This is a genomic window from Streptomyces sp. NPDC006140, assembly GCF_040628815.1.
Classification (GTDB): Bacteria; Actinomycetota; Actinomycetes; order Streptomycetales; family Streptomycetaceae; genus Streptomyces.
In genome coordinates this window covers 1-24,944 of the sequence record NZ_JBEXTS010000022.1, presented here as the reverse complement: position 1 = coordinate 24,944, position 24,944 = coordinate 1, and the positions used below count along the sequence as shown (strand labels likewise).

General features: G+C 71.4%; 26 protein-coding genes. 15 read left to right on the top strand and 11 right to left on the bottom strand.

The window, feature by feature from the left end; genetic code table 11:
• The first annotated feature begins 4 nt into the window (after positions 1 to 4).
• Positions 5 to 289, top strand: a complete 285-nt coding sequence (locus ABZ386_RS37510) for a barstar family protein (protein WP_355724417.1) — start codon at positions 5 to 7, stop codon at positions 287 to 289.
• Here the strand turns inward: ABZ386_RS37510 and ABZ386_RS37505 are convergent.
• The 3 genes from ABZ386_RS37505 to ABZ386_RS37495 are packed head-to-tail and all read right to left on the bottom strand — an operon-like array spanning position 267 to position 2,645.
• Complete coding sequence (locus ABZ386_RS37505) at positions 267 to 1,481, bottom strand: HAMP domain-containing sensor histidine kinase (RefSeq protein ID WP_351347459.1); 1,215 nt, start codon at positions 1,479 to 1,481, stop codon at positions 267 to 269. The two genes, ABZ386_RS37510 and ABZ386_RS37505, sit on opposite strands and share 23 nt — an antisense overlap.
• On the bottom strand, positions 1,478 to 2,158 hold the full coding sequence (gene cseB, locus ABZ386_RS37500) for a two-component system response regulator CseB (protein ID WP_355724420.1): 681 nt from the start codon (positions 2,156 to 2,158) through the stop codon (positions 1,478 to 1,480). Before cseB ends, ABZ386_RS37505 begins: the two co-directional genes overlap by 4 nt.
• Positions 2,159 to 2,189: 31 nt before the next feature.
• A complete protein-coding gene (locus tag ABZ386_RS37495; RefSeq protein WP_351347463.1) occupies positions 2,190 to 2,645 on the bottom strand; it encodes a hypothetical protein in 456 nt (151 codons plus the stop codon).
• Between the two features lie 245 nt (positions 2,646 to 2,890).
• Between ABZ386_RS37495 and ABZ386_RS37490 the strand changes: the two genes are divergently transcribed.
• Both ABZ386_RS37490 and ABZ386_RS37485 read left to right on the top strand, forming a co-directional pair.
• Positions 2,891 to 3,328: an NfeD family protein gene (locus ABZ386_RS37490; protein WP_351347465.1), complete on the top strand. Its 438-nt coding sequence runs from the start codon at positions 2,891 to 2,893 to the stop codon at positions 3,326 to 3,328.
• Between the two features lie 29 nt (positions 3,329 to 3,357).
• Positions 3,358 to 4,470, top strand: a complete 1,113-nt coding sequence (locus ABZ386_RS37485) for an SPFH domain-containing protein (protein WP_355717440.1) — start codon at positions 3,358 to 3,360, stop codon at positions 4,468 to 4,470.
• Between the two features lie 36 nt (positions 4,471 to 4,506).
• On the opposite strand, the gene ABZ386_RS37480 is transcribed toward ABZ386_RS37485, so the two are convergent.
• Complete coding sequence (locus tag ABZ386_RS37480; protein ID WP_358968156.1) at positions 4,507 to 6,429, bottom strand: NAD-binding protein; 1,923 nt, start codon at positions 6,427 to 6,429, stop codon at positions 4,507 to 4,509.
• 336 nt (positions 6,430 to 6,765) lie between these two features.
• On the opposite strand from ABZ386_RS37480, the gene ABZ386_RS37475 reads away from it, so the two are divergent.
• The 5 genes from ABZ386_RS37475 (at position 6,766) to ABZ386_RS37455 (ending at position 12,162) form a co-directional block, all read left to right on the top strand.
• Positions 6,766 to 7,281, top strand: a complete 516-nt coding sequence (locus ABZ386_RS37475; RefSeq protein ID WP_351347469.1) for a hypothetical protein — start codon at positions 6,766 to 6,768, stop codon at positions 7,279 to 7,281.
• Positions 7,282 to 7,394: 113 nt separating this feature from the next.
• Positions 7,395 to 8,903, top strand: a complete 1,509-nt coding sequence (locus tag ABZ386_RS37470; RefSeq protein WP_358968065.1) for an SPFH domain-containing protein — start codon at positions 7,395 to 7,397, stop codon at positions 8,901 to 8,903.
• 129 nt (positions 8,904 to 9,032) lie between these two features.
• On the top strand, positions 9,033 to 10,346 hold the full coding sequence (locus ABZ386_RS37465; protein WP_358968062.1) for a hypothetical protein: 1,314 nt from the start codon (positions 9,033 to 9,035) through the stop codon (positions 10,344 to 10,346).
• A gap of 92 nt (positions 10,347 to 10,438) precedes the next feature.
• A complete protein-coding gene (locus ABZ386_RS37460; RefSeq protein ID WP_351347475.1) occupies positions 10,439 to 11,500 on the top strand; it encodes a helix-turn-helix domain-containing protein in 1,062 nt (353 codons plus the stop codon).
• A 134-nt stretch (positions 11,501 to 11,634) separates the two neighbouring features.
• Entirely contained in the window at positions 11,635 to 12,162 is a 528-nt protein-coding gene (locus ABZ386_RS37455; protein ID WP_358968153.1) for a TetR/AcrR family transcriptional regulator, read from the top strand.
• Between the two features lie 113 nt (positions 12,163 to 12,275).
• On the opposite strand, the gene ABZ386_RS37450 is transcribed toward ABZ386_RS37455, so the two are convergent.
• Positions 12,276 to 12,785 carry a helix-turn-helix domain-containing protein gene (locus tag ABZ386_RS37450; protein WP_358968059.1) on the bottom strand — a complete coding sequence of 170 codons (510 nt, stop codon included), beginning with the start codon at positions 12,783 to 12,785 and terminating at the stop codon, positions 12,276 to 12,278.
• A 90-nt stretch (positions 12,786 to 12,875) separates the two neighbouring features.
• Here ABZ386_RS37450 and ABZ386_RS37445 point away from each other — a divergent pair, with 90 nt between their 5' ends.
• Both ABZ386_RS37445 and ABZ386_RS37440 read left to right on the top strand, forming a co-directional pair.
• Positions 12,876 to 13,889 (top strand): NADP-dependent oxidoreductase, encoded by a 1,014-nt coding sequence (locus ABZ386_RS37445; RefSeq protein WP_355717451.1) that lies wholly within the window; start codon positions 12,876 to 12,878, stop codon positions 13,887 to 13,889.
• A 179-nt stretch (positions 13,890 to 14,068) separates the two neighbouring features.
• The gene (locus ABZ386_RS37440) at positions 14,069 to 15,313 is read left to right on the top strand and encodes an NADH:flavin oxidoreductase/NADH oxidase family protein (protein WP_356505116.1); all 1,245 of its coding nucleotides are present in this window, start codon (positions 14,069 to 14,071) and stop codon (positions 15,311 to 15,313) included.
• 145 nt (positions 15,314 to 15,458) lie between these two features.
• Here ABZ386_RS37440 and ABZ386_RS37435 read toward each other — a convergent pair whose 3' ends face one another.
• Complete coding sequence (locus ABZ386_RS37435; protein ID WP_351347485.1) at positions 15,459 to 16,112, bottom strand: TetR/AcrR family transcriptional regulator; 654 nt, start codon at positions 16,110 to 16,112, stop codon at positions 15,459 to 15,461.
• A 131-nt stretch (positions 16,113 to 16,243) separates the two neighbouring features.
• Here ABZ386_RS37435 and ABZ386_RS37430 point away from each other — a divergent pair, with 131 nt between their 5' ends.
• The 3 genes from ABZ386_RS37430 (at position 16,244) to ABZ386_RS37420 (ending at position 19,886) form a co-directional block, all read left to right on the top strand.
• Entirely contained in the window at positions 16,244 to 17,026 is a 783-nt protein-coding gene (locus ABZ386_RS37430) for an alpha/beta fold hydrolase (protein ID WP_356505114.1), read from the top strand.
• Positions 17,027 to 17,108: 82 nt separating this feature from the next.
• The gene (locus tag ABZ386_RS37425; RefSeq protein WP_358968055.1) at positions 17,109 to 17,903 is read left to right on the top strand and encodes a 2-phosphosulfolactate phosphatase; all 795 of its coding nucleotides are present in this window, start codon (positions 17,109 to 17,111) and stop codon (positions 17,901 to 17,903) included.
• A gap of 213 nt (positions 17,904 to 18,116) precedes the next feature.
• On the top strand, positions 18,117 to 19,886 hold the full coding sequence (locus tag ABZ386_RS37420) for a lysyl oxidase family protein (protein ID WP_351347491.1): 1,770 nt from the start codon (positions 18,117 to 18,119) through the stop codon (positions 19,884 to 19,886).
• Positions 19,887 to 19,955: 69 nt separating this feature from the next.
• On the opposite strand, the gene ABZ386_RS37415 is transcribed toward ABZ386_RS37420, so the two are convergent.
• The 5 genes from ABZ386_RS37415 to ABZ386_RS37395 all read right to left on the bottom strand — a co-directional run bounded on the left by ABZ386_RS37415 (position 19,956) and on the right by ABZ386_RS37395 (position 23,836).
• Complete coding sequence (locus tag ABZ386_RS37415; RefSeq protein WP_351347493.1) at positions 19,956 to 20,333, bottom strand: VOC family protein; 378 nt, start codon at positions 20,331 to 20,333, stop codon at positions 19,956 to 19,958.
• Between the two features lie 74 nt (positions 20,334 to 20,407).
• Positions 20,408 to 20,977, bottom strand: coding sequence for a DM13 domain-containing protein (locus tag ABZ386_RS37410; protein ID WP_356505108.1), 570 nt, complete (start codon positions 20,975 to 20,977; stop codon positions 20,408 to 20,410).
• A gap of 142 nt (positions 20,978 to 21,119) precedes the next feature.
• Positions 21,120 to 22,232, bottom strand: a complete 1,113-nt coding sequence (locus ABZ386_RS37405) for a HAMP domain-containing sensor histidine kinase (protein ID WP_356505106.1) — start codon at positions 22,230 to 22,232, stop codon at positions 21,120 to 21,122.
• 2 nt (positions 22,233 to 22,234) lie between these two features.
• Positions 22,235 to 22,963 carry a response regulator transcription factor gene (locus ABZ386_RS37400; protein ID WP_351347498.1) on the bottom strand — a complete coding sequence of 243 codons (729 nt, stop codon included), beginning with the start codon at positions 22,961 to 22,963 and terminating at the stop codon, positions 22,235 to 22,237.
• A gap of 126 nt (positions 22,964 to 23,089) precedes the next feature.
• Entirely contained in the window at positions 23,090 to 23,836 is a 747-nt protein-coding gene (locus tag ABZ386_RS37395) for a helix-turn-helix domain-containing protein (RefSeq protein ID WP_356618135.1), read from the bottom strand.
• A gap of 227 nt (positions 23,837 to 24,063) precedes the next feature.
• Here ABZ386_RS37395 and ABZ386_RS37390 point away from each other — a divergent pair, with 227 nt between their 5' ends.
• Both ABZ386_RS37390 and ABZ386_RS37385 read left to right on the top strand, forming a co-directional pair.
• Positions 24,064 to 24,732, top strand: a complete 669-nt coding sequence (locus tag ABZ386_RS37390; protein WP_351347502.1) for a DUF4097 family beta strand repeat-containing protein — start codon at positions 24,064 to 24,066, stop codon at positions 24,730 to 24,732.
• A gap of 12 nt (positions 24,733 to 24,744) precedes the next feature.
• A partial coding sequence (locus ABZ386_RS37385; RefSeq protein WP_356505102.1) for an ATP-binding cassette domain-containing protein occupies positions 24,745 to 24,944 on the top strand: 200 nt, incomplete at its 3' end.

Here is a 24,944-nt window from a genome sequence, read left to right as displayed (position 1 = left end):
CGACATGACCGAGATCCGCGGAAACCGTTGTCGCACCACCCTCGACCTCTTCGCGGAATGGGCCGAAGCACTCGGTTTCCCGGACTGGTTCGGACACAACTGGGACGCCTTCGAGGAGTGCCTGTTCACCGTGACCGAGGCGGCCGCCGGCCCTCTCACGGTTCTCGTCCGGGACGCCGACGTGCTCCTCGTGGACGAGGACCCGCGGCAGTTGGCCACCTTCCTGGGGATCGTCGACGCGGTCGCCCAGGAGTCCGGCTTGGCGCTCAGGACCGATCAGGCAGCGTGAGCACCGCTTCCGCCCCGCCGTCCGGACGGTTGCGGAAGGTCAGCCCGGCGCCCAGCAGCCGGGCCTGGCCGACCGCGATCGTCAGGCCGAGCCCGGTCCCCGTGCCCGGGGCGGTCGTACGGAAACGCTGGGGGCCGTAGGTGTGCAGGACGGTGAGCACGTCGGGCGGGAAGCCGGGGCCGTGGTCGCGGATCCGCACCACCGGGCCGTTCACCTCGACCTCGACCGGCGGGGCGCCGTGCCGCCGGGCGTTGGAGGCCAGGTTGGCGAGGACGCGTTCGACGCGGCGCGGGTCGGTCGTCACGACCGTGTCCCGGACCACCCGGACCACCACGTCCTCCCACTCGGCGACCGCCCGCCGGGCCATCGCGCTGACCTGCCGCTGCTCGTTCTCCAGGGTGGCCACCTGCGCGTCCATACGGGCCACCTCCAGCACGTCCTCCACCAGGCCGCGCAGGTTCCGCACCGAGCGCCTGACGAGATCGGAGGCGGGTCCGGCCGGCAGCAGTCCGACCGCGGTCGACATGCCGGCGACCGGGGTGCGCAGCTCGTGCGCGATGTCCGCGGTCACCCGGCGTTCGGCCTCCAGCCGGGCGCCGAGCGCGTCCGCCATGGTGTCGACGGCGGCGGACAGCCGCGCGATCTCGTCCCGGCCGCCGGGACGGACCCGGGCGTCGAGGTCGCCGTTCGCGATGCGTTCCGCGGTACGGGCGGCGGCGATGGCCCGGCGGCCCATCCGCACCCCGAGGAAGAGCCCCGCCAGGGAGACCAGCACGGTGGCGCTCGCGCCCACCGCGTACAGGGTGTGGTCCAGGTCGGACAGGGAGCGGGTCTCCGGCGCGTAGGACCGGGACAGCGTGAGCACCTCGTGGTCCGAGACCGGGGTCGCCGCCCACAGCACCGGATGCCTGCCGTTCGCCAGATACGTCACCCGCACTCCGCCCCGCACCGCCTTCGCCACCGGCGCCGGGAGGTCGGGCGGGTCGATACGGGCCGGCGACTTGCGGGCGGCCGCGTAGTCGTACGCGGCGTTCATCAGCTGCCGGTCCAACTCCTTGCGCGCGGTGTCGAGCTGGCTGTCGTAGGTGATGTGGTGCACCAGGACGCCGATCACCGACGCCACCGTGAGGGCCGCGGTGGCCACGGCGAGGGCGACCTTCGTACCGACGTTCGCGCCGGGCGTCCGTCTCATGCGCGCAGCTTGTAGCCGAAACCGCGGACCGTCTCGATGCGGTCCCGGCCGATCTTCGCGCGCAGCCGCTGCACATGGACGTCCACGACGCGGGTGTCGCCGGACCAGGCGTAGTCCCATACCCGCTCCAGCAGCAGGTCCCGGGTGAGCACCGTGCCGGGCGAGGAGGTGAACTCCCGCAGCAGCTTCAACTCGGTCGTGGTCAGCGCGAGGGGCCGCCCGTCCCGTCGTACGTCCAGGGTCACCGGGCAGAAGTCCACGTCGCCGAAGCGCTGGACCGGCGGCGCCTCCGGCTGTTCGGGCGACGGCCCGGCGGGCGCCGCACGCCGCAGCAGCGAACGGATCCGGGCGACCAGCACCGAGCCGTCGAACGGCTTGGTGACGTAGTCGTCGGCGCCCGCTTCCAGGCCCATCACCACGTCCACCGGGTCGTTGCGCGCCGAGATCAGCAGCACCGGCACCCCGGACTCCTCGCGGATGCGGCCGGCCAGGCTCACGCCGTTCAGGCCCGGCAGCATGATGTCGAGCACCGCCGCGTCGGGCCGGCGCTCCCGGAACAGGGCGAGCCCGGTGACGCCGTCGGCCGCCGTACGGACGTGGTACTCGTGTTCCTCCAGCGTGAGCCGGGTGGCCTCGCGGATCATCTCGTCGTCCTCGACGAGCAGGATGTCGTGCATGCTCACTCTCACTGTGGGGCGGGCAAGGTGGTCACGGCTTCGGCACGTGCAGGCGGACGCTGCTGACGTCCTCCGCCCAGTCGGGCGCCGGATCGTGGACGGGGACGACGCTCGCGTGGCTGTAATACGCCGCGTACTGCCGCCTCACCAGTCCGCTGAGGGCGACCTTGACCTCGTAGCTCCGTGGTGCCTGTTCGGGGCAGTCGGCGCCGCAGGAGAAGTCCATCACGTAGCCGGCCGCGGTGGCCCGGGGCGAGCCCCAGTCGCGCCACCGCATCCAGTCCAGCGTCGTGTAGTCGGTCAGGCTCATCATGTCCGGCCGCTCCCTGGGCTCGGAGTCCCAGCTCAGGACGTACACCGGTCCGGTCCACGGGATGCGGGTCGTGGCCGGGCCCTCCACCCGGGTCCCACCGGGCGCGCCGCACCCGGACAGGCAGGCCAGCAGAGCAGCGAGCGACGCGCACAGCGCCGAAGGCCGAAGAGTCACGCACGTCTCCCCCGTGCTGTCGGTCGTTCCGCCTGAAATAGTGCATGTCCGTACATGAACGACCGGTTAAATCCGTCCGTGATATCCACAACAGCGGGTTTGCGCAACCATGTGCCGGGATCGTGCGTCCGCGATTTCAGTCTCGTCTGCCGTGCCGTCGGCAGTGATCGGCTCTCCCGTGCCTGTTCTGCCCGGCGTTCCCGGAGGTAGCTTGGTGGGGAGGGCCCCTGGAGGAGGGCGATTCAATGCCGTGGTTCATCTGGCTGATCACCGCCGCGGCGCTGGGTGTCGCGGAGTTCTTCACCCTGACACTGGTCTTCGGGCTGCTGGCGGGCGCCGCACTGGTCGCCGCCGTGGTCGCCGGTGTGGGCATCGGCCTGCTCGGCCAGCTCCTGGCTCTCGGGGCAGCAGCGGCAGCGGGCCTCCTCATCGTCCGCCCTGTCGCGCTGCGGCATATGGCACAGCAACCTCTCACCCGAGAGGGCAGCGATGCGCTGATCGGCAAGCGGGCCGAGGTCATGCAGGAGGTCACCGCGACCCGCGGCCTGATCAAACTCTCCGGCGAGGAGTGGTCCGCCCGCGCACTCGACGAGAGCCTGGTGATCCCGGTGGGGGCGCTGGTGGACGTCATGGAGATCGATGGCGCCACGGCCGTCGTCTACCCCCGCGCCCTCCTTCCGTGAACGGCTGAACACTCAGCGATGGAGGCACTGTGGATCCAGTTGTCATCCTCACTCTCGTGGCGGCCATCGTCGTCGTCTTCCTCGTGGCCTCCAGTGTGCGGATCGTCCCGCAGGCGCGCCGCTACAACGTCGAACGGTTCGGCCGGTACCGCCGGACCCTGCAACCCGGGCTGAACCTGGTTCTGCCGGTGGCGGACCGCATCAACACCAAACTCGACGTGCGCGAACAGGTCTATTCGTCCGACCCCAGGCCGGTGATCACCGAGGACAACCTCGTGGTGAACATCGACACCGTGCTCTACTACCAGATCACCGACCCGCGGGCGGCGGCCTACGAGGTCGCCGACTACCTCCAGGCGATCGATCAGCTGACCGTGACCACGCTGCGCAACGTCATCGGCAGCATGGACCTGGAGGAGACGCTCACCTCGCGTGAGGAGATCAACTCCCGGCTCCGCGCGGTCCTCGACGATGCCACCGGCAAGTGGGGCATCCGGGTCAACCGCGTCGAGATCAAGGCCATCGATCCACCGCACACCATCAAGGAGGCGATGGAGAAGCAGATGCGGGCCGAGCGTGACAAGCGCGCGGCCATCCTGCACGCCGAAGGGGAGCGGCAGGCCAAGATCCTCACGGCGGAAGGCACGAAGCAGAAGGACATCCTGGAGGCGCAGGGCACGCAGCAAGCCATGATCTTGCGGGCGGACGGTGAGGCGAAGGCGGTGGAGCTCGTCTTCCAGGCCGTCCACCGCAACAATGCCGACCCGAAGGTCCTGGCCTACAAGTACCTCGAGACGCTCCCCCACTTGGCGAGCAGCGACAACAACACGTTCTGGGTGATCCCGGGGGAGCTGACCGAGGCAGTTCGGACCGTGACCAGTGCGTTCGGTGATCAGTCGACGGCGGCTCCTCCTCCACCTGCGCGACCGGAGGAAGCAGCGGCCACCGCCGACGCGGACGACCCGTCGCGCGGAAGCCGGGTTCCGCAGCTCGGTGCGGGCTCGGCGGCCTCACTCGACGCCGCCGCGGCTGCTGACGAGGCTGAGAAGCAGGCCGCCGCAGCGGTGAGCGATGCCAAGGCGGAGGCTGCGGCGGCGATGTCGCCCCAGGTGCCGCGGCGGGGGCAGACGTCCGACGATTGACTCCCGCCCTCGGCCGTCGGCGAGGCCGATGCCTCGTCAGGCGTCGGTGATTCGCGCCCTGGGCCGCGGATGCCGGCCGAGGAGTTCCGCCAACCCTTGGCGGGACGCGGCGAGGACCACGCGGTCTTCGGACCGCAGGACGTAGCCGGGGTGGAGATCCCACACGAGTCCGCCGGGCCGGTTCGCGCCGTCGTGCGCCGGAGTGGCGGCGAGGTCGGGCAGGCGCTCGCCCGGTTCCGCCGTGTCGAGGGCCAGGACGCGCCAGGCCCCGGGGCGGAAGGACTCGGCGATGGTGCGTCCCTCCAGGTGCGGGTGTCCGGCTACGTTGAGGGCGGCGAAGAGCAGCACGCGGCGTTCGACGGGTATGGCGCCGAGAACCTGTCGGCCCATCATGGCTCCGGCGAAGGCGGGGGCCGCGAGGCTGGACACGCTGCGGCTGCGGGTGAGGGCCCGTGGGTGGGCGGTGCGCAGGGTGCGGTGGACGACAGTGGCGAAGTCGTCGTCGTACAGCCGCAGTGCCGCCCGCAGGTCCGGTTTGACGGAGCGTGCGTACAGGGCGGCTTCCAGGTTCGTCGTGTCGCTGCTCGTGAGGGCGAGCAGGGAGTGCGAGCGGTGGATCTTGGCGGCTTCCAGCACGCCTTCCTGCGTGGCGTCCCCGAGGACGGTGGGGACGCGCAGACGGCGGGCGAGCGGGATACCGCGCGCTTCGGGGTCTTCCTCCACGCACACCACGGGGATGTCGAGTTCTCGGAGCCGGGCCAGCACACGGGTGCCGACCTTGCCGAGGCCGAGCAGGACGACGTGCCCGGACAGTCCGCGTGGTGGCCGGCGCAGCGCGGAGGCGGTGCGGAAGGTGCCGAGCGCCTCCAGGACGGCCGCGAGCAGCACCGGCATCAGCAGCAGACCGGCCAGGCCGGCGAGGAGCTGAAGCACCTGGCGTGCGGGGGATTCGTCGAGCGCGGGGTCGCCGATCGCGAAGAGGTCGAGCAACGTGAGGTAGGAGGCGTGCAGCAGGCCGGTGGGGCCGCCGGAACGGTCGCCGCCGGTCAGCCAGGTCGCGACGGCCACGCCGAGGACGCTGGTCACGAGCCCGGCCAGGGACCAGCGCAGCCGGCGCGAGAAGAGGGACCCCAACGGCAGTCCGCGCCCTGCCAGCCGTCGCGCCGCGGAACCGGAGGGGGTGTGCGTGACGGTTTCGAGGACCACCGTGCCGTGTCCGGTGGCGGCCGCGACCGTGTCGTCGTCGGGCAGGAGGACGGGCGCCTCTCGGCCGCTGGTGTCCGAACCGTCCGCTCCGGCCGGGTCGTTGGTGGTCGAGGACAGCAGGGCAAGCGTGCACAGGCCGGGATCGGCGACCCGGCCGTGGCCGGGCGGGGGTCGTTCCACGGCGCGCAGCAGCAGGCCGTCGGCCTGGACGACCTTGCTGGTGCCCGCGACGGCGGTGGCCGCGAGCGCGGGTGCCGCGGTGTCGGCGTCGGAGAGGACGGTGGTGGAGGTGTCCAGGGCTTCGGGGTCGAGGCCGGGGACGGCGAGGGTGGCGGCCTGGTCGAGGAGGTCCTCCAGGTGCTGGCCGAGCTTGCGGTTGTAGAGCCGGATGACCAGGCGCAGCCGGGGGTTGAGGCGGCGGGCGGCCAGCGCGGCGCGGATGTTGGTCTCGTCGTCGTCATGGACCAGCGCCAGCGCGGCGGCCTCACGTACGCCCACCTCGGCCAGGGTGGCTTCGTCGAGTTCCGCGGCCTCGACGACATGGGCCGTGGCGGGGTCGCCGGAGCCGGCCGGGGCCGTGGCGCGGTTCATCGTGGCCTGCACCCGGCCGAGCAGTGCGGCGGCGCGTGTCCTGCCGGTTCCGGCGCCGGGCCGTCGTGAGGGCGGTACGACGAGAGTGACCCGCTCCCGGTACACCGTGGCGAGTTCGGCGGCCAGTCGTTCGGCGAGCGCGTCGTCACCGCAGACGATCATGCGCTCGGGACGCGGCACATCTCGTGCGGGCTGGGGGAAGGTGAGCATGCCGTACGGCTCCTCCGGGTCGGGTGGGGGACGCGGCGCAGACCTGCTCCGCCTTCTCTTGTGAAGATCGCCGACCAGACTTCCCGGCACACCGCTGGGAACGGTACAGGTTCCTGACACGGCGTCATAGAGCGTCGACGGGCCCCAGCGTGGCTGACCGTCCGACTGTTCAGGGCACGGCATCAAAAACGCGTAAAGATTGCCGGAACCAGGCAATGTCCCCTCCGGCGTCCGCGTGTGACGATGCTTGCGACAACGGGGGAGCGCGAGGAGAGGCGGTGCGCGCGGATGGCCTGGTTTCTGGGGCTCGGCATTGCGGGGGTCGTCCTCCTTGCCCTGTCGTTCGTCCTCGACGGCGTGCTCGAGGGGCTGCTCGACGGGGTCGCCGCGCTGGACGGCCTGCTCGACGGGCTGCTGTCGCTGCCCGCGATCGCCGGGTTCGTGTCCATGCTCGGCTTCTCCGGGGCGATCGTCCTGGGCACCACCGAGCTGGGCGCGGTCGGGGCCACGCTGATCGGGGTGCCGGCCGGTGTCCTCACCGGCTGGTTCGCCTACCGCCTGAGCCGGGCGCTGATGGGTGACTCCTCCGGAGCCGCCCCGCGTGACGACGATCTGGTCGGCGCGTCCGGCTCGGTCGTGACCGCGATCCCCGCCGGTGGCTACGGCGAGGTGCTGGTGCGCCGGGCCGGACAGCCGGTGAAGCTCTCGGCGAAGAGCCCGGTCCCCGTGGCGCGGGGAGCCGAGGTCTGGGTCGAGCAGGCGCTGTCGCAGTCGGCGGTGTCCGTCCGCCCGGTGGAGCGCTGACCCGGCGGAGCCGCTCACTCCTTCCGGCGGCGTTCCGGCCGTGCCGTCGCGCCGTTCACTTTCACACACCCTTACCGAACGCCGTCCTGAGGGAGGGCTGAGGGGACAACACCATGAGTTCTGTCGTCATCGCGGTCGGAGGAGTCGTCGTACTCCTCGTGCTGATCGCGCTGGTCGTCGTCAGCCGGTACAAGGTCGCCGGCCCGAGTGAGGCGTTCATCGTCACGGGGCGGCGCGGCAAGAAGGCCACCGATCCTGACACCGGCCGGATCTTCACCGACAACAGCGGCCAGAAGGTCGTGGTCGGCGGCGGGGTCTTCGTCGTGCCGTTCGTGCAGCAGAAGTTCACCCTGGACCTGTCCTCGCGGCACATCCCGGTGGCCGTGCGCGGCGCGGTCACGCTGCGCGGGGTGAAGGCCAACCTGGAGGGTGTCGCCATCGTCAAGGTCGGCGGCAGCGAGGACGCCATCAGGGCCGCCGCACAGCGGTTCCTGATGCAGCAGGACGGCATCGTCGGCTTCACGCAGGAGGTGCTGTCGGGCGCCCTGCGGGCGATCGTCGGCCGGATGTCGGTGGAGGACATCATCCGTGACCGTGCCGCGTTCGCCGGGCAGGTCGCCGAGGAGGCGGAGGCCAGTCTGTCCGGGCAGGGACTGGTGCTGGACGCCTTCCAGATCCAGGACATCACCACCGAGGGCTCCTACCTGGAGGACCTCGGCCGGCCCGAAGCCGCCCGCGCCAAGCAGGAGGCCGACATCGCCGAGGCGGTCGCCCGACGTGCCGCCGAGCAGGCCCGGCTGAAGGCCGAGGAGGAGATCGCGGTCGCCCAGCGGACCTTCTACCTCAAGCAGGCCGAGATCAAGGCCGAGACCGACGAGGCCGCCGCCCGCGCCGCCGCCGCCGGACCGCTCGCGGAGGCGGCCCGGCAGCAGGAGATCCTCACCCAGCAGGAGAAGGTCGCCGAGCGGCAGGCCGCGCTGACCGACCGCCAGCTCGACACCCAGGTCCGCAAGCCGGCCGATGCCCAGCGCTACGCCGCCGAGCAGGAGGCCGAGGCCAAGCGCGTGGCGCGGGTCAAGCAGGCCGAAGCGGAAAAGGCCGCTGGCATCGCGGCCGCGCAGGCGGAGGCCGAGCGGGCCCGGCTGACCGGTGAGGGCGAGAAGCAGCGCCGCAGCGCGCTGGCCGACGCCCAGGCCATCGAAGGGCTCAAGCAGGGCGAGGCCGAGAAGGCCCGGCGCGCGGCCATCGCCGAAGCGGTCCGGCTGGAGGGCGAGGCCGACGCGGCGGCGATCGGCGCCAAGGGTGCGGCCGAGGCCGAGGCGATGCAGAAGAAGGCCGACGCCTTCGCCCAGTACGGCGACGCCGCTGTGCTGCAGATGCTGGTGGAGGTGCTGCCGCAGGTGGTGGCCAAGGCGTCCGAGCCGCTGAGCGCCGTGGACAAGATGACCGTCATCTCCACGGACGGCGCGAGCCAGCTCTCGCGCACGGTCGCCGACAACGTCGCGCAGGGCGTCGAACTCCTCGACCTCGCCGAGCTGCTGAAGGGCATCACACAAGGCGGCGGCGGAACGCAGCCCACGGCGCAGGCTGCCGAGGCCAACGGGAAGATCCAGATCGGCTGAGGCCGACAGGACCGGTTCAGGGGCCTTGCGGCATCGAGCCGCCGGGCTCCTGAACCCCCGATGCCCTGCCGGGCACGCCCGGCACGACACCTTTCGACCAGCGGACGCACGAAGACACGGGGGGTCCATATGCCTGAAGTACACCCCGGCACGCACACGACGACCGCGCTCGCGCTCCCCGCGACCGCGCGGGCAGTCGCCGACCACCGTCGGCGGGCCTGGCGCTGGGTCGGGACGGGGATCACAGCCGCCCTCATCGGGCTGGCCTTCGGACCCGGCGTCGACGAGGCCGGCGTCGGCTGGCTCCCCGCACTCGCCGGGTTCTGTGTCGTGTGCGGTCCTGCCGCGGCCGCTGTCGGAGTGGCGGCACTCGTCACCTCACGCCGTATGCGGCACGCCGTGGCTGCGCACCCGTGGATGGCCTGCGGGGCGGTCTCCATCCCCACAGGCCAGGGCCCGCCACGCGTGGTCCTGCGCCATCCGGTGACGGACACCCTGATCCCGCTGTCCGTCCGCACGATGGCGCCGCGTCATCACCTGGCCGATCCCGGACCGGGTGGGGTGCTGTGGTGGGCCGGAGACCCCGGCACCGGCGGGGTCATCGCGCCGCCCGGCGGGGAGCACCTGCTCCGGGTACGTCCCACGCGGTCCAGGCGCCTGCGCCGCAGGGACGCGGAAGCCGCCGTACGGCACGGGCTGCTGAGCAGGCCCACACCGCCGCAGCTCCCCGTTGACGCGGCAGCTCGGGGGCAGGACCTGGATCTGTCCTACGCGGCGTTGGCCCAGGCCGCCCACCGTCTGCGCCTTCCCGGCAGGGATGGGCCTGGCGACCGGCGGGAACCCGACGTCCGCGTCGTTCCCTGGTGGCGGGTGCGGGTTCTGCTGGAGATCTCGCAGGTACGGCCCACCGCGGTCAGCGCGGCCTTCGCCGTCGCGATGCTGCTGCTCTGGTGGCTCTGGGGAAGAGGGCTCAACAGCAACTCGGTCCCCTTGTTCGTCGGGGCGCTGTCGGCGTTCAACGCCCTTCGGTCCGGGAGGCTGGCGCTCCGCGCGGTGCCCGTGGTGAGGACTTTGCACCGTGCTGCCCGAGCACCGGTTCCCGTGCCCAAACGCTACGTCCTGCTGCCGGGCCTCGACGACGGGCTGGTCCTCGTTCTGTTCTCCGTTCACGGCGGTCCCGGGGACCTGCCGGAGGCCTGCGTCGAGGTCAATCCGCCCGGCGCTCCGAGACACCCGTGGGAAGGCATGCCGCCGCCGGCCGGAACCCTGGAACTGCGGGGCTGGCTGGACGACGCTCCCACTGTCGTCCCCTGGATCGACGGTCGCCCGCTGTGGCCTCGGTATCCGTACGAGAGCGTGGACCTGGACGATCAGCGGCAGCGGGACCGCTTCGCCGCTCTGACGGGCCACGGACGGCCCGAACGTGCGGGCGGCGTTCGGTGAGGCCCCGGGAGCGCGGGCGCGGCCGGACGTCTGTCACTGTGGTCCGCTGTGCGGCAGGAGAACACAGGCGGCGTGAAGACCCAGGAGGGCGTGTGGCACGGTCAGCGGTACCCGACGAGTACCTGGAGGGGTACGCCCGGATCCTGGCCGACGTCTGCGCCACCGGCCGACGCCTGACCCGGGAGGAGCTGGAGTCCCTGCGTGCCAGGGGGGAACATGCCGCGGAAGCGGGCCTGGGGCTGCGCGCCCTGGTCCGCCGGCACCTGTCCGCAGCCCGCGAACTGTCGCCCACCCTCTCCCCCGCAGGAATCGACCACGTACTCGCCGCCGTCGAGCAGGCGGTCGACGCCTTCGCCGAAGGACACGAGCGAGCGCAGAAACTCGCCGTACGGCAGGAGGAGGCCGCCCGGCGGGAGTTCGTCGACGACCTGCTCTACGGCCGCAGCGACCTGGGCCGCCTGGCCGAGCGCGCCGAACGCTTCGGCCTGCTCCTCTCCCGCGCCCACGCGGTCGCCGTCGCCCAGAGCGGCACGCCCGTCGACGACACCCACCCGGCGACCCGGCACGTCGACAGCGCGCTGGTCGCCCGCTTCGGCGAACGCCACATCCTGCTCACCACCAAGGACGGCCGGCTGATCTGCATCGCACCCGGCGACCAGGACGACGTCCTGGCCTTCTTCGCGAAACAGGCCCACGCGGCCACCGACGGCGGCCGGGTCGCCATCGGCCGCGCCCACCCCGGGGCCGGCGGTGTCGTCCACTCGTACGAGGAGGCCCTCAACGCCCTCGACCTCGCGGACCGCCTGGACCTGGAGGAACCCGTGCTGCGCTCCGCCGACCTGCTCGTCTACCCCGTCCTCACCCGCGACCGGCAGGCCATGGCCGAGCTCGTGCGCAGCGTCCTCGGCCCGCTTCAGGCAGCACGGGGCGGTGCGCAGCACCTCCTCGACACCCTCACCGCGTATTTCGACTCCGGGTGCACCGCCGCCGAGGCGGCACGCCGGCTGCGGCTGAGCGTGCGGGCCCTGACCTACCGCCTGGAGCGCATCCACAAGCTCACCGGCAGCAACCCGGCCGACCCCGTCCACCGTTACACCCTGCAGACCGCCGTGATCGGCGCCCGGCTGCTCGGCTGGCCCGACAACGAGGTCTGACCCGAGGGATTCGGCCCTTGCCGCCGCACGACGACCCACAGGGATGACTGAGCGGAGTGAGGACTCACTCACCCAAGGAAAACCAGACCGCCCGCCGCCGCGCCCCCGCCATGTCGCCGGAGCAGCGCCGGGAAATGATCATCCAGACCGCGATCCCGCTGATCACCGAGTACGGCTCCGCCGTGACGACCGCGAAGATCGCCCGCGCCGCCGGCATCGGCGAGGGCACGATCTTCCGCGTCTTCACCGACAAGGACGAACTGCTGCAGGCCTGCATGGCCGAGGCGCTCTCCCCCGAGCACGCGGTCCGCGAGCTCGAGGCGATCGACGTGCCCCAGCCGCTGCCCGGCCGGCTCGCGGAGGCGGCCGAGGCGCTGCAGGCACACATGGACAGGATGGGCGCGATCCTCGGCTCGCTGGGGCATCGCGGCGGCAAGCACCCCGGCACGGTGCGCGGCGCGGGCCGCAACGAGTCGACGACCCGTATCCGCGCGGCCCTCGCGGAGCTGCTGGAGCCCGACAAAGCCGGCCTGCGCCGGCCGCCGGAGCAGATCGCGGCCCTCTTCATCGGGCTGCTCTTCACCCAGCCGCGCACGGACGACGAGCCCGACCTGACCCCGCAGGAGCTGGTGGAGGTCTTCCTGCACGGGGCACTCTCGTGAGACGCCGGAGCGGTCCGGGGCGCGGCGTCCCGGCCAACCTGGCCCGGGCCTGACGGAGCGAGCGCAGCCCGGCAGGCTGAGGCCCAAGAGCTCCTGGTGCCACTGTGCTCAGTTCACTCGGCGGGCTTCAGACGAAAGGCGGGGCCGGGGATGCTCTCGATGTCTTGCGGCTGTACGGCGTGGCCCCGGCCGCAGCGGACCTGGGCGTCGACGTGCGCGCCGCATCCACGGTGCCGGGTCAGCATGGCCGGGCCCTCCGGGTCGGCGCGGTAGCGGTCGCCCCACTGCAGGAGCCCCATCACGGCCGGGACCAGATCCATGCCCTTGGGTGTGATCACGTACTTGGGCCGGCTCCGCGCCCCCGGCTCCTTGTAGGTCTCGGTGGCCAGGATCCCTTCCTCCACGAGCATCCGAAGCCGCGCCGCGAGGAGATTGCGAGGGCAGCCGAGGACGCGTTCGAACTCGTTGAAGCGGGACGAGCCGTACCAGACCTCGCGCAGGATCAGGATCGTCCACTTCTCGCCCACGACCTCCAGAGTCCGGGCGATCGAGCAGTTCGACGTGTCCCGGTCGAGACGGGGGTCCACGCCGGCGTCCTGCAGAGCTTCGGTCCTCGCATCCATGAGGGCGATTCTAGCCCCACCTGGGTTTACTTTCCTATACTCAGCTACTAGCGTCACCACCGAGACACCCACGCAGACAAGGCGGCCGGCATGAAGGCATTCGTCGTCGAGAAGTACGGCAAGGACGGCGCCCGCGCCGCAGAGGTACCCGAGCCCACCGTCGGAGAGCGCGACGTCCTGGTCAGAGTGCGCGCCGCCAGCATCAACCCGCTGGACAAGATGGTCCGCAACGGGGAGTTCAAGCAGCTCCTGAAGTACAAGCGCCCGTTCGTGCTCGGCCACGACGTGGCCGGTGTCGTGACGCGAGTCGGCTCCGCCGTACGCGGCTTCGAGGTCGGCGACGAGGTCTACGCCCGGCCGCGCGACCTACGGATCGGAAGCTTCGCGGAGTTCATCGCGATCGACGCGGACGATGTCGCGCCCAAGCCGGCCTCCCTCACGCTTCAGGAGGCAGCGGCGGTGCCGCTGGTGGCCCTGGCCGCCTGGCAGGTCCTCGTCGAGCGGGCGCACGTGAAGCCGGGGCAGAAGGTGCTCGTCCACGCCGGCGCCGGCGGCCTCGGGTCGACGGTCATCCAACTCGCCAAGCACCTCGGCGCCACGGTGGCGACGACCGCGAACAGCAGGTCCGAGGAGTTGGTCAGGAGCCTCGGCGCCGACGTCGTCGTCGACTACACCCAAGAGGACTTCTCCACGGTGCTCTCGGACTACGACCTGGTGCTCGACTCCGTGGGCGGGGCGAACCTCGAGAAGTCGCTCACCGTGCTGAAGCCCGGCGGCCTGGCCGTCAGTGTCGTCGGCCCGCCCGACGCCGGTTTCGCCGAGCAGCTCGGCGCCCCCTCCGTCATGAGCGTGGTCATGAACACCCTCAGCCGCAAGATCCGCAAGCGGGCCAAGGCGCTGGGCGTGCGCTACGAGTTCTTCTTCATGCAGGCCAACGGCTCCCAGCTGCGCGAACTCGGCGCCCTCTACGACAGCGGGAAGCTCCGCCCGGTCATCGACAGCACCTTCCCCTTCGACCAGACGCTCGAGGCGATGGCGTACGTCGAGCAGGGCCGCACCAAGGCCGGCAAGGTCGTCGTCTCGATGGCGCCCGAGAACGGCTGAGACCAAGCCGGCCGCACACCCTCCGTCCGCACGGTCAGATGAGATGCGCCGATCAGGCGTGCCCGCAGGCACGTCCGTTCACCGCACCGAGCCGAGCCGGCCGATGCCAGTCAGCCACAAGCGCCGGCCCGCACACGCCTGTCTGTGCCACACACCCGCCTGATCGAAAGATGTCCCCCATGACCTCTCTTCACGACCACCTGACCCTGCCCAACGGCCAGGTGCTGCCGAATCGGATCATGAAGGCCGCGTTGAGCGAAGGGCTCGCCGACAAGCGCAACGCCCCGGGCCCTCGCCTCGAACAGCTCTACCGGACGTGGAGCAAGGGCGGGTACGGACTGATCATCACCGGCAACGTCATGGTCGACCGCGGCCAACTCGGGGAGCCGGGCAACGTCGTCATCGAGGACGACCGCGACCTCGCCCTGCTCACCCGCTGGGCGGCGACGACCAAGGAGGCCGGCATTCCGACCTGGGTGCAGCTCAACCACCCGGGACGCCAGGCCAATCCGCTCGCACTCGGGCACACGCCGGTCGCGCCCAGCCCGATACCGCTCGCACTTCCCGGCGCCGCCAAGCCCCGCGAGCTGACGTCCGCGCAGATCGAGAACATCATCGAGCGGTTCGCGACCGCGGCCGAAGTGTGCGAAGCGGCGGGCTTCGCCGGAGTCCAGGTCCACGGAGCTCACGGCTACCTGATCAACCAGTTCCTGTCCCCGCTGTCGAACCGGCGTGACGACCAGTGGGGCGGCGATGCCGAGCGGCGGATGCGCTTCGTCCTGGAGATCGTCCGTCGCATACGGGCACGGGTGTCACCGCACTTCGCCGTCTCCGTCAAGCTCAACTCGGCCGACTTCCAACGCGGCGGCTTCACGGAGACGGAGTCCCGCGCGGTCGTCGCGGCTCTGGCCGAGGAGGGACTCGACCTGATCGAAGTGAGCGGCGGCAACTACGAGTCGCCGGCGATGACGGGCGTCTCGGTGGCGTCGACGCGTGCCCGCGAGGCCTACTTCCTGGAGTACGCCCGCACCGTGCGCGGTCTGGTGGGCGACATCCCGTTGGCGGTGACGGGCGGCTTCCGCTCGCGTGGCGCGATGGCGGACGCCGTCGCCGAGGGCGAATGCGACGTCGTCGGCATCGGGCGCCCCGCCGTCACTACGCCCGACGCCGCCGACGTGATCCTCACGGGGCGGGCCGAAGCGGTCGTCGCACACCGGATGCGCTACGGGATGCGCCGCGTACTGGGCAAGATCGCCGACCTCAAGACACTCGACGGCGTCCTCGACCTCAACTGGCACGCCGATCAGCTGCACCGACTGGGAGCCGGGCTCGAACCCGACCTGCGGCGCGGGCGTCTGGCCACCACCGTCTCCATGGTGCGGCGCAACGGCAGAACATCCTTCGGCCGCAAGCGCGGTGCTTGACGCCCGCCGAGGCTCACCCGGCTGGACGGGCGACATCCAGGTGCCGAGGCCACGTCTTCGGGGGACATGGCCCAGGGGACGTCGTAACCGGACCGAGGAGCGCGGGCGGGTTCTCCGCGCGGGGCCACCGGCGGGAATCAGGTGGTCATTCGGTGGGTGAGGGCACCGATGCCGGTCCTGACCGGGCCGGCGTGCCCGGCCAGGCCGCCATTGCCGCGTCGACCACCCGCTCCAGCGTCTCTCGCCCTGCTCCGTCGCACGCCTGCTGGTTCATCCCCTGGACGACCGCCGCATAGAAGGCGGCCAACCCGTCGGCGTCCACGTCGGCGGCGAGCAGCCCCGCGTCGATGTCGGCGCGGATGCGGGCGGCGATCGAAGCCTTCGTCTCCTCACGCATGGCCCGCAGCTTGGCCTTCACGTCCTGCGAGCCGGGCGCGCAGTTGGTCGCCCCGGTGATGATGAGGCAGCCCGGCGGGTGACTGGGGTCGGTGTAGTCGGCGGCCAGGCTCCGCAGCAGCGTGGCGAGGGCGGAGCGGGCGTCCGCGCCCTGCTCCAGACGGGCTCCGTGGCGGCGCATGTACAGCTGGACCGCCTCGTCGAACAGTTGGCGCTTGTCGCCGAAGGCGGCGTACAGGCTCGGCGGGTTGATCCCCATCGCCTCGGTGAGCGAGGCGACGGACGTCGTCTCGTAACCGTGCGTCCAGAACTCCCGCAGCGCGACGGCCAGGGCCTTGTCGCGGTCGAAGGCGCGCCGGCTCCGCCTGGGCGCGGCCTTGGCCGGGGTGTTTCCGCTGCTCATGACCGCAGCCTACCGCGAATCTGTAGCGACCGCTAAAGCCACTCTGCTATCGTCGACGGCCTCGCAACTTTAGCGATCGCTAAAGCAAGTCGGCCGGACAGAGCCGGCCGGCGTCACGGAAGGAACTCCTGATGACCGCTTCCAGCTCCGCCGCCTTCGCTCGCACCGTCCGCGGCACCGGCCCCGGCCTCCTCCTGGCCCACGGCGCGGGCGGCGGCATCGAGGCCAACTACGGGCCGATCATGGAGGGACTCGCCGCACGGCACACCGTCGTCGGAGTCGACTACCCCGGCACCGGCGCCACGCCGAAAACCCAGAGCCCCCTCGACATCGACGAGCTGGCCGGACAGCTGGTCGCGGCGGCCGATGCCGAGGGGCTCGACACGTTCGCGGTCAGCGGGTTCTCACTCGGGGGACCCGTCGCGATCCGCCTCGCCACGCGTCACCCCGAGCGCGTCACCTCACTCGTGCTGAGCGCCACCTTCGCGCACACCGACACCCGTACCGACCTGGTCGCATCCATCTGGCAACAGCTGTTCGAATCCGGTCAGCACAGCGTTCTCGCGGAGTACCTGAACCTGATGACGCTGAGCGAAGCAGCCCTGAACCTCCTCGCCCCCGCCCAGGTCCAGGCCGCCGCGGAACAGGTCGCGCTCACCCTCCCCTCCGGCACCGGCGACCACGTCGATCTGGTGCGGAGGGTCGACGTCCGCGCCGACCTCGCCGGCATAGCCGTCCCCACGCTCGTCGTCGTCACCACCGCCGACCCGCTCATCTCCCCGGCCCTGCAGCGGCAGCTCGCCGCCGCCATCCCCGACGCCGAGATCGCGGAACTCCCGACCGGACACCTGCCCTTCGTCGAACGCCCCGAGGAGTGGCTGAAGCTCATCAGCGACTTCCTCGCACGCGGCTGAAGGTCCACGTACCAGCCCTCGCCCAGGTGCTGCGCCTCGATCCCCGAGCGGTCGAGCGTCAGCAGGTGGACACTCGACCACCATGAGCGACTGGTTCCTGCAGCAGGAGTACGGAGTCCGATTCGAGTGGGGCCCCACCGGTGCCCGACAGTTGGCGCCGGATGTCGCGTGCCTGGTGGTGGTCGACGTGCTGTCCTTCACGACATCCGTGACCGTCGCCGTCGAGGCAGGCACCCAGGTCTTTCCCTATGCCTGGCGTGACGAGTCGGCGTCCACCTTCGCCCGGAACAAGACAGCGGCGCTGGCCGTCGGGCGGCGCGCCGTCACTTCGGCTTCACCGTGGTCGCTGTCGCCGGCACGACTGCGGCAAGCCCCGTTCACTCCCCGCCTCGTGCTGCCCTCACCGAACGGATCAGCCATCGCCGCGGCGGCAGGCGATTCCGCGGTGGTGGCGGGCTGTCTGCGTAATGCCACAGCTGTCGGGCGGTGGCTGGCCCGGCGCGGCTACGGAACGGTGGAACGTCCCCTCGCGGTGATCGCTGCCGGTGAGCGGTGGCCGGACGGAAGCCTGCGACCTGCCGTGGAGGACTTGCTGGGTGCCGGGGCGATCATCGACGAACTGACGTCGCGAGGCGTTGGCCCGCTGTCCCCCGAGGCGGTCGCCGCACAGGCATGCTTCACCCGGACTCTCGATGTCGCGGATGCCGTGGCTGCCTGTTCTTCGGGCCTTGAACTGGTCCGGAGCGGGTTCGCCGATGATGTGCTCATCGCGACCGAACTCGACGCCAGCGCGATCGTGCCCGTCCTGACAGACGGAGCCTTCAACCACAGCACCGACGGGACGGGTTCGCGACCGAGGACCGGTTCAGCCGGGTGAGGAGTGCCCGCGCCGACAGCCGGATCTCGTCACCACGACGGCATTCGGCCAACCCTCCACCCCCTTTTCCTCGTTCGGACAACCGCGCAACCGGTCCGTTCCTCTCACAGCGCGGGCGGAGCAAGTGCCCCTCACGTGACGGCCCCGGCCCGGACCTCGCGGACGCGCCGTGCCGCCTGCTTCCTTCTCACAGCACCGGAGGACGAGGGATCCATGACCACAAGACGCACCGCCCGGCTGCGGCGTACGCTGCTCGCCGGCACCACGGCCGTCGCCGTGACGGCCGTTACGGCCGGCATCGTGGCCGCGGCGCAGGAGCCCGCGAAGGCCGCGACCGGCCCCGAGCTGAGCCTCGTCGCGGCGACCACCTCGGTGACGCTCACCACCTGGAAGGAGGACCCGGGTGTGTACTTGGACCTCGGCACCTACCTCATCGCCGAGGGGACGCCGCTGGAGCTCAAGGTGACCCGGAAGTCCTACAAGGACCCGGTGACCGTCACCCAGACCGTGTTCCAGGGCGGCAAGACCAAGACGAAGAAGCTGCCCACGGGCACCGTGAAGGACTTCTCCGGGCTGCCCGGCTTCTCGGAGATCACCTTCACCGATGAAGCCGGCAACAAGGTCCTCACCCGCAGTGAGAGCTTCTGCCCGAACAACGCCAGCGGCCGCGTGCGGCCCGACGCGCCCTCCACCTCCAAGTATCCGGAGAGCTGCCCCACCAACCCCTTCACCCTGGGCTCCGTGTGGGGCGTCGAGAAGGGGTGGGCGGCCAACACCTACGGGGGCTCCTACACCGAGCCGGTCCAGCTGCCGGCCGGTACGTACACGGCCGAGGTCGGTGTCGCCAAGAAGTACCGCGACCTGTTCGGCATCGCCGACAAGAAGGCCACGGTCAAGGTGACCGTGGTGGAACGAAGCTACGAGGACGAAGAGCGCTCCACCGGGGCGGCGCCCCGCTCCGCGAAGGCCGGCGAGCACGCCGGACACGCCGGGCACGGTGCCGGTCACCAGGCGCCGACCGCCCACGCCGGTCACGCCCCGGGGCATGCCCCGTCCCCCGCCGAGGCGGCCGCGCCGGTGACGAGCGGTGCGGGTCCCTCGTACAACGTGGGCCACGGTCCGCTGAAGGCCGCGCCGCCGGCCCTGCCGTGGGCGCTGAAGAAGAAGCAGCTGAAGTCCGCACCGTCTCCGCGAGCCGGGGACAGCGGCGGCCAGACCGACGGCTCGCGTCAGGCGCCCGCTCTCGCACCGCCGTCGAAGCGGCCCACCGGCAAGCCCTCCGTCCCGGACGTCCCCAAGCCGGACCTGCGCTCGCTGCCGGCCTACGGCATCACCGTCACCGACGGCGCCGAGGACATCCCCGGCAAGGACTACCTGGCGTTCAGCGCCAACGTCTGGAACGCCGGCCCGGCGCAGCTCGTGGTGGACGGGTTCCGCTCGCCCGGCAAGGACAAGATGGACGCCTTCCAGTACTTCTACGACGCCAAGGGCAAGCAGGTCGGCTACACCCCGACCGGCACCATGGAGTGGGACCCGCGCCCGGGGCACGAGCACTGGCACTTCACCGACTTCGCCAGTTACCGGCTGCTGAAGGCCGACAAGAAGGAGGCCGTGCGCAGCGGCAAGGAAGCGTTCTGCCTGGCCAACACCGACGCGATCGACTACACGGTGAAGAACGCCAACTGGCACCCGAACAACACCGACCTGTCCACCGCCTGCGGTGAGGAGAACTCGATCTCCGTGCGCGAGGTGCTGGACGTCGGATCCGGTGACACCTACACCCAGGACCTGCCGGGCCAGTCGTTCGACATCACCGACGTGCCCAACGGCACCTACTACATCCAGGTGCTGGCCAACCCCGACAAGCGGCTGCAGGAAACCGACGTCGACAACAACAGCGCCCTGCGGAAGATCGTGCTCGGCGGCGAGCCGGGCAAGCGGACGGTCACCGTGCCGGCGCACGACCTGGTCGACGCCAACTGACCCCACCGCGCGACTGAGAGACCGTGTCCCCGCCCGAGACCGGGGCGGGGACACCAGCGCCCCGTCGCGCTAGGACTGGGAAGGGTTGCGGCACAGGCAGAACGGGTGTCCGGCCGGGTCGGTGTAGACCTGCCAGCCGTAGCCGTTCTCGCCGACGAAGCTCTTCTGGAAGGTGGCACCCAGCTCGGTCACCCGGCGGTGCTCGGGCTCGAACTCGTCCACTTCGAAGTCGAGGTGGAACTGCTGCGGATGCTCCTGGCCCGGCCAGCTGGGCGGCTGGTAGTCCGCCACCCGCTGGAACGACAGCTCTACGCCGTCGTTGCGCAGGTTGACCCAGTCCTCCGTGCTGATGTCGGTGTTGATCTCCCAGCCCAGCAGCTCGGCGTAGAACCCGGCCAGCTTCCAGGGGTCGGGGCAGTCAAGGATGACATCGGTGAACTTCAGCATTCGATCACCTTATGCGCGGCTCCGGACGCCCGCCACGTATTCAGTGCCTCGGGGCAGCACACGTGGGTCCCGCCTCAAGCGGGGGCGGCCAGTTTCGCGGCGCCGAAGGAGACGTCGAAGCGGTCGCACCAGATGCTGACGCTGCTGTACCGGGTCACGTCGACGTCGTCGGGCACGGTGTAGTTCTGACTGCCCTTGTTGCCCTTGAGCCCGCCGAGGCTGGTGTACTCACCGTCGTCGAACACGTGCCAGCCGGCGCGTCCCTCCTTGACCGGCGCGTCGGTGAGCCAGACGCGCAGGTCGGGGCCGTTGCTGGTGTCGAGCCCCTCCAGGCGCACCACATGGCTGCCGTCGGCCAGCCGTACGAGCTTCACGGTGCCGGACGTCGCGTGCTCGTGGCTGATCAGCTCGCCGGTCGCCACCGTCACCGGCACGGCCGGGGACGGAGCGGAGGAGGCGTCGGGCGGGGTCCCCGCAGGCGGCGTCGAGGAGGCCGCGGCCCCGGGCAGCGCTTCCCGCACCGTCTCGTCCTGCCACAGCTTCCACGGCTGGAACCAGTACAGCCCGAAGCCGGCTCCGGCGACCACCAGCACGAGCACGCCCACCAGCCATGGCCCGATCCGCACCGCTCGTCCCCGTCCCATACCGCCCGCCTCCCGGTAGTTCTTCGTCTCCCTCCCATTCAACGGGCTCGGCCGGTGTCGTGGGCCGTCCGGCCGATGACGAAACCCTTACGTCCGCCGGTGACCGGTCAGCGGTGCTCGGCGTTGTCCGCCCCGGGCTCTGTCAGGACGCGGCGGCGGGCAGTACCACCTCGAAGCGGCAGCCGCCGGGGATGTTGCGCACGGTGGCCCGGCCCTGGTGTGCCTCCACGATCCCCCGGACGATGGCGAGGCCCAGGCCCGCCCCGGCCGGGGGCGTCCGGGCGTGTGTGCCGCGCCAGCCGGTGTCGAAGACGCGCGGCAGGTCCTCCTCGGGGATGCCGCCGCAGCCGTCCGTCACCGACAGCACCACGCCCTCGGCGGACCGCTCGGCGGCGATGGCGACCGTGCCGTCGGCCGGGGTCCGGCGGATCGCGTTGACCAGCAGGTTGCCCAGGACGCGGCTCATCTCCCTGCCGTCCACCTCCACCGGCACCGGCTCGATCCGGTCCCCCACCAGCCGCACCCCGTGCTCCCGGGCGAGCGGATCGGCTCCCGCCAGCGCGTCGCCGACGAGGTCGTACAGGGACATCCGGGTGGGCGCGAGGGACAGCGTGCCGGCGTGGATGCGGGAGAGTTCGAAGAGGTCCCCGACCATGTCGTTGAGGCGTTCGACCTCGGTGCGGATCTGCCGCAGATAGCGGTCGGGGTCGGCGGCGACACCGTCCTCCAGGGCCTCCGACATGGCGCGCAGACCGGCCAGCGGGGTGCGCAGGTCGTGCGAGATCCAGGCGACGAGTTCGCGCCGGGAGGTCTCCAGCGCGCGTTCCCGCTCACGGGATTCGGCGAGTCGGGCGCTGGTGGCCGCCAACTCGCGGCTCAGCGACTCCAGTTCGGCGGTCGTCGGGCCGTCGGGGGCGGCGAAGTCACCGCCGTCGCCGAAGGAGCGCGCGGCCAGGGCGAGGGCGCGGCTGCGGGCGACGACCCAGCGGCCCAGCAGCAGCGCGGTGGCCAGGGAGACCACGGCCGCCATCGCGACGACCGTCGTGACGACGGTCAGGTCGTGCGGGGAGAGGAACATCGCCCAGGCGACGGCGAGCGTGCCCGCGAGCATGGCGACGACCCCGACCGCCGCGACGACGGTGAGCGAGGCGGTGAGCGAGCGGCGCCGGATCAGGCGCAGTACGCCCGCTCCGGCCAGGCCGGTGGCGGCGGCACCGGCGAAGGCGTACAGGGCGATGAGGAGGGTGTCGCGCACGGTCAGTCCTCCCTTCCCGTCGGGTCGAAGCGGTAGCCCACGCCCCACACGGTCTGGATCAGGCGGGGCCGGGCCGGGTCGTCCTCGACCTTGCCGCGCAGGCGGCGGACGTGGACCGTGACGGTCGACAGGTCGCCGAAGTCCCAGCCCCACACCTCGCGCATCAGGTCCTCGCGGCTGAACGCCCGCCCCGGGTGCCGCAGGAAGAAGGACAGCAGGTCGAACTCGCGGAGGGTGAGGGCGAGTTCGGTGTCGTGCTTGGTGGCGCGGCGGCCCTCCGGGTCGACGGTGAGGCCGGCCGCGCCCAGCCGGTGCCGTCCGGTGACGGCGGGCCTGCTGCGGCGCAGGACCGACTCCACGCGCAGGACCAGCTCGCGGGGGCTGAAGGGCTTGGTGACGTAGTCGTCGGCGCCGACCTCCAGGCCGAGGATGCGGTCCTCCTCGTCACCGCGGGCGGTGAGCATGATGACCGGCACGGGGCCCTGGCCGCGGATCCGGCGGCACACCTCCAGGCCGTCCATGCCGGGCAGCATCAGGTCGAGCACGACCAGGTCCGGCCGGTGCGCCGCGGCGCGGGTGAGGGCGGTGGGGCCGTCGTCGGCGCGGTCGACGGCGTAACCGGCGCGGTCCAGGTACCCGGCGACGATCTCGGCGACGGTCGGATCGTCGTCGACGACCAGGACGCGGGGGGAGGTGTCCGGCGTCCTGAGGGGCTCGTACGGCTGCTGCATGCCTCCAGCCTGGCACCCCCGCGCCGAGGTGCGACGCCCCAGGACGTCCCCGGCCTCCGACACCTCCCGCGAGTAATGGTCTCTGACGGCTTTCGCCCGCGTGGGAGCGCCCGGAGTTGCGCTTCGTCACTGCCTGAGCTCGGCGGCGCCGCCCGTGGTCGTCGCGGGCTTGGAGTGGAGGATGTCGCGGGCCTGGTCGGCGGCGCGGGCGGTGCTCTCGGAGACGAAGTCGAGGAACCGGGCGATGTTCTCGAGGCGCGCGCCGGCCGGCGTGCCCGCGCCGAGGATGCCGACACCTTGCTGCGCGGTCTCGACGATCTGGGCGATGGCCCGGGCGCTGGCCATCATCGACTGGTACCAGACGTCGTCGTCGACGATGTAGCGCTCGCGGCGGCGTTCGTCGCGTTCCCGACGGACGAGGCCCTGACCGTCGAGGAACGCGACCGCCTTGGAGATGGACGCCGGGCTGACCTGGAGGCGCTGGACGAGTTCGGACGCGGTGAGGCTGCCCGTGTCGCTGATGCAGAGGCAGGCCATCACCCGGGCCATCATCTTGGGCGTGCCGGACTGCATGAAGACGGTGGTCAGCGTCTCCTCGTACTCGCGCACGGCCTCGGCGTCACGTCCGTGCGGCTGCGGGGGCGCCTCCGCCGCACGGGGGGTGGCCTGCCTGCGCCGGTGGGCGCGGCGTTCCGTGGCACGGTGGGCCAGGTCGGCGCGGTAGGCCGTGGGGCCGCCGTTGCGCATCACCTCACGCGTGATCGTCGACGTCGGACGGTCGAGGCGTCTGGCGATCTCCGCGTAGGCCAGTCCGTCGGCCAGTCCCATGGCGATCTGCTGACGTTCCTGCTGTGTGAGCCTGCCTCCCGGCACCACGATCTCCCTTCGCGCTTCCCCCCGACTCGTCGAGAGTAGCGTTCGACTTCATTTCATTGCAACGAACGGAGTTGGCATGTTGCATTAGGCGGCATCATCATTGCAATGATTATGCCGCTGTGACCTGCTAATACCTTGAAAGCATGCAACGAGCTTGTTGCCTAGTTGTTGAACGCAACGTAGCGTTTCCGGTGTCAGAAACGACGAGCAGTCAGGAGAGCACCATGCAGACGTTCGACACCCCCGCCCCGATCTCCGCCGTCCTCGACATCCCCGCCGGGCGCGTCCGGTTCATCGCCGCCGACCGGGCCGACACCACGGTCGAGGTCCTGCCCGCGGACGCCTCGAAGAGCCGGGACGTGAAGGTGGCGGAGCAGACCACGGTCTCGTACGCCGACGGCGTCCTGCGGATCGAGGCCTCGGCGAAGAACCAGTACCTCGGCCCCTCCGGCTCCCTCGATGTGACGGTGCAACTGCCCGCCGGATCCCGGGTCGAGGCGAAGGCCGCCAGTGCCGAACTCCGGGGCGTCGGACGGCTCGGTGACGTCACCGTCGAGAGCGCGCACGGCGCGATCAAGCTCGACGAGACCGCGGGCGCCCGCCTCACCACCGTCGCCGGTGACGTCTCGGTCGGCCGCCTGGGCGGCTCGGCGGAGATCAGCACCGGGAAGGGCGACATCCGGATCGCCGAGGCCGTGCGCGGCACGGTCGTGCTGACCACCCAGGCGGGCGACGTGTCGGTCGGCGCCGCCGCCGGAGTCTCCGCCGCCCTGGACGCCGGCACCACCTACGGCCGGATCCGCAACACCCTCCGCAACGCCGAGGGCGCCACCGCCGACCTGACCATCCGCGCGACCACCGCCTACGGCGACATCACCGCCAGCAGCCTCTGAGGAGCACCCACCATGACGAATCCGGGCATCGCGGCGAACGGGCTGCGCAAGTCCTACGGCGACCAGACCGTCCTCGACGGCATCGACCTCGCCGTCCCCGAAGGCACGGTCTTCGCGCTGCTGGGCCCGAACGGGGCCGGCAAGACCACCGCCGTGAAGATCCTCTCCACCCTCATCACCCCCGACGCCGGACAGGCCCGGGTCGCGGGCCA